Origin of the sequence: Pseudolysinimonas sp. (assembly GCF_031389465.1) — a bacterium.
Lineage (GTDB): Bacteria > Actinomycetota > Actinomycetes > Actinomycetales > Microbacteriaceae > Pseudolysinimonas_A.
Window position 1 is genome coordinate 1 of the sequence record NZ_JANMSQ010000236.1, and the last position, 6275, is coordinate 6275.

Annotated in this window: 4 protein-coding genes; 2 read left to right on the top strand and 2 right to left on the bottom strand. The window is 63.8% G+C overall.

Annotated features, from left to right (window positions below):
• Nucleotides 1-386 precede the first annotated feature (386 nt).
• The gene (locus RMO30_RS09390; RefSeq protein ID WP_309712425.1) at nt 387-1595 is read right to left on the bottom strand and encodes an MFS transporter; all 1209 of its coding nucleotides are present in this window, start codon (nt 1593-1595) and stop codon (nt 387-389) included.
• Nucleotides 1596-1929: 334 nt separating this feature from the next.
• On the opposite strand from RMO30_RS09390, the gene RMO30_RS09395 reads away from it, so the two are divergent.
• Both RMO30_RS09395 and RMO30_RS09400 read left to right on the top strand, forming a co-directional pair.
• Nucleotides 1930-4362, top strand: coding sequence for a ribonucleoside-diphosphate reductase subunit alpha (locus RMO30_RS09395; protein ID WP_309712427.1), 2433 nt, complete (start codon nt 1930-1932; stop codon nt 4360-4362).
• A gap of 94 nt (nt 4363-4456) precedes the next feature.
• A complete protein-coding gene (locus tag RMO30_RS09400; protein WP_309712430.1) occupies nt 4457-5452 on the top strand; it encodes a ribonucleotide-diphosphate reductase subunit beta in 996 nt (331 codons plus the stop codon).
• A 14-nt stretch (nt 5453-5466) separates the two neighbouring features.
• Here the strand turns inward: RMO30_RS09400 and RMO30_RS09405 are convergent.
• The coding region (locus RMO30_RS09405; RefSeq protein ID WP_309712433.1) for a formate--tetrahydrofolate ligase at nt 5467-6275 on the bottom strand (809 nt) is incomplete at its 5' end.

Consider the following 6275-nt stretch of genomic DNA (forward strand, 5'->3'; position numbering starts at 1 on the left):
TCGGAACCGGTCTGGGCGAAGCCGACGGTAATAAGCCCGTCGTCTTCGTTGCCTGCGCCTCCGGCGCATCCGGACACGGTGAGCGCAAGCGCCGCCGCTAGGGCGATGCCGCCGATCAGATTCTTCTTCATTGCCAAAACCTCCTCGTCTTGGCCGGCAGCGATGCCGGTTTCTTGGTGACAGTGAACGGACGTGGGGAGTCCGTCGAGTGAATGTTAGCCTTCACAATTCCATCGGCGGCAAGGGGTAAAAGGTAACGTTTTGGTAACAGAGTCGGAACCCAACCCCGGATTTCCAGTGATCTGCTCGCATCCCGGGCCGGAGGTCTGACGAATGTGACATCACATTGCCATCACATTCGGTCTCCCGAGACCCGCGGGTGATCGCTAGCTCGGCTGCACGGGCACGGGCTCAGTGTCGGGAATCGGGCTCGCGTCGCGTCCCCGCAGGTCGGGAAGCGCGCGGTGGAACACCGCGGCGATGAGCACCGCCACAGCGACCAACACTGCCGCGGTCACGAACGCGCCGGTCGACCCGGCGGCGTCGATGAGAAAGCCGGCGAGGGCCGATCCGAGGGCCGCGCCGAGCAGCTGCCCGGTGCCGACCCATCCGTAGGCCTCAGCGGTGTCGCTGAAGCGGACCGTCGCCGACACTGCCGCGAACATGACGGCGAGCGCCGGGGCGACACACAGCCCCGCGATCAGCAAGGCGCCCGAAATCGACCAGAATTCGAACGCGAATACCGCGAGCACCGAGCCGACCAGGATGACGCTCATCCGTCGAGCGAGCGCCCACGGGCCAACCGGCAGGTGGCCGAAGGCGAGCCCGCCGGCGAGGGAGGCGAGCGCGAAGATCGCGAGCACGAAACCCGACTCGGAGCTGCCATGGTCGAACATCGACACCACTCCAGCTTCGATCGCGGCAAAACAGCCCACCAGCAGGATGCCGAGGATCGTGATGAGCAGCACCGACGGCCGGGTGAGCACGACACCAAACCGCCGTTTCGACCGTGGGATGCGCACCCGGCCGACCTCGGGGCTCGAGACGAACCACGTGCCGCCCCCGACAAGGAAGATGAGCGAAATCAGGATGCCTGCGGTGGTCGAGATCTGCATTGCGACGAAGGTGACGAGCACCGGGCCTGCGACCCAGATGATCTCCTGAGCGCTCGCGTCGAGCGCGAACAACGGGGTGAGCTGGCGACTGTTGACCACCTTGGGGTAGATCGTGCGCACCGCGGGTTGGATGGGCGGATAGCTCAGGCCGCACACCAGCGCGACCGCCATGAATCCGAGGATCGATAGCGGCGCGAACGCCAGCACGGCGAGCGCGATGGCGCAGACGAGGCCCGTGAGGATGAGCACCGGGCGCATCGCCCAAGCCCCCATCCACCGGCTGGTGAGCGGACCCGCGACGGCCTGGCCGACGCTCAGGCAGGCGAGTACGAGCCCGGCGATGCCGTACGAGTGGAAGATCGCCTCGACGTGGATCAGGAGCCCGAGCGAGAGCATCCCACCCGGGAATCGGGCCACCAGTTGCGCGAAGAGGAGCCGGGCGACCCCCGGGATGCGCAACAACTCCGCGTAACTCTTCACAGCCGACCCACATTACTCTTGCTCGGCTGACAGCCGACGACCGGGACGGCCGTCGGCGCTGGCGTCGCGGCGAAGGCCAGAAATGGCCTTCGCTCTATGCTCCAGCGCGCTTGTGGAAACTGTGCAAAAGTCCGCGGACTTATCCACATTCTGTGGATGACACGCCCACTAGATGTTGTGGTGATGCTCCTGTCAGTACCCGGATATATAGTGATCAAACCTCCCGGCCAGGGGGAGGGGTCACATGGCCGGGAAGTGGTCATATCCGAAGATTTCAGCGACTCACGAGGTCGCACCACGGGGACGTGCCCGAAAGGGCACAGGAGGAGCACAAGTGAGCATCACGGTCGTCAAGCGCAGCGGAGAGCGCGAGCCCTACGACGCGAACAAGATCAACCTCGCGATCGAACACGCGAGCTTGGGGCTTGACGAGAACATCACCTGGGTGACGCAGATCGCGTCGGAACTCGAGCTCACCCTCTTCGACGGCATCACCACTCAGCAGCTCGACGAAGCGGTCATTCAGGTCGCCTTGCAGAACGTCAAAGACGACCCGCAGTTCGACACCGTCGCCGCGCGTCTTCTGCTGAAGACGATCTATAAGAGCGTGCTCGGTGACTACCAGACGGCTGCCGAGCTGAAGGCGCTGCACGCCCAGTACTTCCGTGCGAGCGTCATCCGCGGCGTTGAAGAGAAGCTGCTCGACCCGCGCTTCCCCGACCTCTACGACCTCGACCGCCTCGCCGCCGCTCTCGAGCCGAGCCGCGACGAGCTGCTCAAGTACATCGGCGTCGTCACCCTCAACAACCGCTACGGCATCAAGGCCCGCAACGGGGAGCCGCTCGAGGTGCCGCAGTTCTTCTGGATGCGCATCGCGATGGGCCTCTCTCTCAACGAGGTCGACCCCACCTCGGTCGCGATCGGCTTCTACGACAAGATGTCGAAGCTTGAGTACGTCGCCGCGGGCTCGACCCTGGTCAACGCCGGCACCGCCTTCCCGCAGCTCTCGAACTGCTTCGTCATGGAGATGCAGGACGACATGGAGAGCATCGCCAAGAGCGTCGGCGACGTCATGTGGCTCACCAAGGGCACCGGCGGCATCGGCCTCTCGGTCACCAAGCTGCGCGCGCAGGGCAGCCCGATCCGCTCGAACAACACGACGTCGACCGGCCCGATCCCGTTCATGCACACGATCGACTCGGTACTGCGTGCGGTCAGCCGCGGCGGTAAGAAGTTCGGCGCCCTGTGCTTCTACATGGAGAACTGGCACCTCGACTTCCCCGAGTTCCTCGACCTGCGTCAGAACTCCGGCGACCCGTACCGCCGCACCCGCACCGCGAACACGGCGGTGTGGATCAGTGACGAGTTCATGAAGCGCGTGCAGAACGACGATGACTGGTACCTGTTCGACCCGCTCGAGGTCAGCGACCTCAACGAGCTGTATGGTGCGGCGTTCTCGAAGCGCTACGCCGAGTACATCGCGATGGCCGAAGCCGGCGAACTCGGGATGTTCAAGAAGATCGGTGCTCGCGAACAGTTCAAGTCGATCCTGATCTCGCTGCAGACCACCAGCCACCCCTGGCTGACCTGGAAGGACACGATCAACAACCGTGCCCTCAACAACAACACGGGCACGATCCATCTCTCCAACCTGTGCACCGAGATCTGCCTTCCGCAGGACGCCGAGAACATCTCGGTCTGCAACCTGGCCTCGATCAACCTGTCGACGCACCTCAAGGCGGACACCGATGGAGGGCTCGGTTTCGACTGGGATCTCATCGAGGCGAGCGCTCGCAGCGCCGTGCGTCAGCTCGACAACCTCATCGACATCACCGAGTCGAGCGTCGCCGAGGCCGACCACGCCAACCAGCAGAACCGGGCGATCGGCCTGGGCGTCATGGGCTTCACGGATGTCGTCGAGAAGCTCGGTTTCTCGTACGAGTCCGAAGCGGCCTACGACCTGATGGACGAAATCATGGAGCACGTCTCCTACGCGGCCATCGACGAGTCGGCCGACCTCGCCCGGGAGCGCGGGTCGTACAACAACTTCGAGGGCTCCCGCTGGTCGCAGGGCCTCGTGCCGTTCGACTCGATCGCGTTGACCGAGAAAGATCGTGGCATCGACATCAAGGTGAACCGCACCACCCGCCTCGACTGGGACGCCCTGCGCGCGAAGGTCACGGGCGGGATGCGCAACGCGACCCTGATGGCGATCGCGCCGACGGCATCCATCGGTCTGGTTGCCGGCACGACTCCGGGTCTCGACCCGCAGTTCTCGCAGATATTCAGCCGCGCGACGAGCAACGGCAAGTTCCTCGAGGTGAACCGCAACCTCGTCGAGGCACTTCAGGAGCGCGGGCTGTGGGAGTCGGTGCGTGAGCAGATCCTGCGGTCGCAGGGCGACATCCAGAGCCTCGACGCGATCCCCGACGACCTGAAGGCTGTCTACAAGACGTCGTTCCAGCTCTCGCCGTACTCGTTCCTCGAGGTCGCGGCGCGTGCGCAGAAGTGGATCGACCAGTCGATCAGCCGCAACATGTACCTCGAGACACGTGACCTCGGCGACATGATGGACATCTACTACGCGGCCTGGGAGCGCGGAGTGAAGACGACCTACTATCTGCACATGAAGCCGCGGCACACCGCCGAGCAGTCGACGGTCAAGGTCAACAAGACCGAAGAGATCGAGCAGAAGTCCGAAACCCCCATCGAGGGTGTCACGGCAGCAGCGGCGCCCGCGCGTCGTGGTTTTGGTGGGCTCAAGTGACCGGGCCGTTCGACTCCTACGCCGCGGTCAACATCGGCGAATACTCGGTTCCGGTCGATCCGATGGACGACCTCCAATGTGAAAGCTGTCAGTAATGGGAATCCTCGGCACCGGCATCAAAGAGGGACTCCTCCTCAAGCCGGTCACCTACCAGTGGGCGATGGATCTCTACGACCAGGCGGTCGCGAACACCTGGTTCCCCAACGAGATCCAGTTGGGCGAAGACATCGCCGACTTCAAGAAGATGACGGATGAGGAACGTCACGCGATCACGTTCCTCATGTCGTACTTCAACCCCAACGAGTTGCTCGTCAACAAGGCGCTCGCGTTCGGCGTCTACCCCTACATCAACGCTCCCGAGGCGCACCTCTACCTCGCGAAGCAGATGTGGGAGGAGGCGAACCACTGCATGTCGTTCGAGTACGTGCTCGAAACCTTCCCGATCGACCGCAACGAGGCCTACAACTCCCACGTCGACGTGCCGTCGATGGCCCGCAAGGAGGAGTTCGAGGTCTCGTTCATCAAGCGGATGACCGAGCAGACACTCGACATCACGACGACGGAGGGCAAGCAGGACTTCATCCGCAACCTCGTCGCCTACAACATCATCCTCGAAGGCATCTGGTTCTATTCGGGCTTCATGGTGGCGCTGTCGTTCCGGCAGCGGAATCTGCTGCGCAACTTCGGCTCCCTGATGGACTGGGTCGTGCGCGACGAGTCGCTTCACCTGAAGTTCGGCATCAACTTGATCCTCACGGTGCTCGACGAGAATCCCGACCTGCAGACGCCGGAATTCGCCGCCGAGATTCGGCAAATGATCCTCGACGCAGTCGAAATGGAGGAGGAGTACAACCGTGACCTCCTGCCCAACGGCATCCTGGGGCTCAACGCGAACTACATCAACCAATACGTGAAGTACCTGGCCGACCGCCGTCTCGAGGAACTCGGGTTCGACACCGAGTACAACGTCACCAACCCCGCGAAGTGGATGGCGACGGCGAACGACACCCTGCAGTTGGTGAACTTCTTCGAATCGACGAACACCTCGTACGAGTCTAACGCCAAGTCCGCGGGGTCGAAGAAGGACTAGCGACCAGCCGCCGATCAGGACAAGCCGACGATCTCGCCGCTTTCGTCGATATCGATGATTTCGGCCGCAGGCGAGGACGAGAGTCCGGGCATCGTGCGCATGTCGCCGCAGATGGGGTAGATGAACCCGGCCCCGATCGACGCCCGCACCTCACGCACCGGCAGTCGCCAGCCGCTAGGAGCACCCTTGATGCTCGGGTCGCTCGACAGCGACAGGTGGGTCTTGGCGATACATACCGGCAGGCTGCCGTAGCCTGCCCGCTCGAACTTCTCGAGTTGCCGAGCCGCCAGCGGCGAGATGTCCACGCCGTCGGCGCCGTACATCTCCCGCGCGATCAGCTCGATCTTGTCGGCCAGGGGGAGTTCGTCGGGGTAGAGGCGGTGGTAGCCCGACGGTTCAGCGCACGCCTCAGCAACCGCTTCGGCGAGCTCGGCCGCACCTCTGCCGCCTTCGGTGAAGTGGTGGGTGATGGTGGCGCGCACGCCTTCCTCGGCCGCGACAGCCATGATCGCCCGATGCTCACTCGCATGGTCGGTAGGAAACGCGCTGACCGCAATGACCGGCGTGACTCCGTGTCGTCGGACGTTAGCGATCTGTTGGCGCAGGTTCGCTGCCCCGGCATGCACGTCGTCGGGATTCTCGGCGAGCATCTCGGGGGGCAGCGGTCGGCCGGCGACGACCCGGTACTTGCCCGAGTGGGTTTTCAGGTCACGCACCGTCGCGACGATGACCGCAGCATCGGGTGTCAGCCCGGAGGCCCGGCACTTGATGTTGAAGAACTTCTCGGCGCCGATGTCGGCCCCGAAGCCCGCCTCGGTGATGA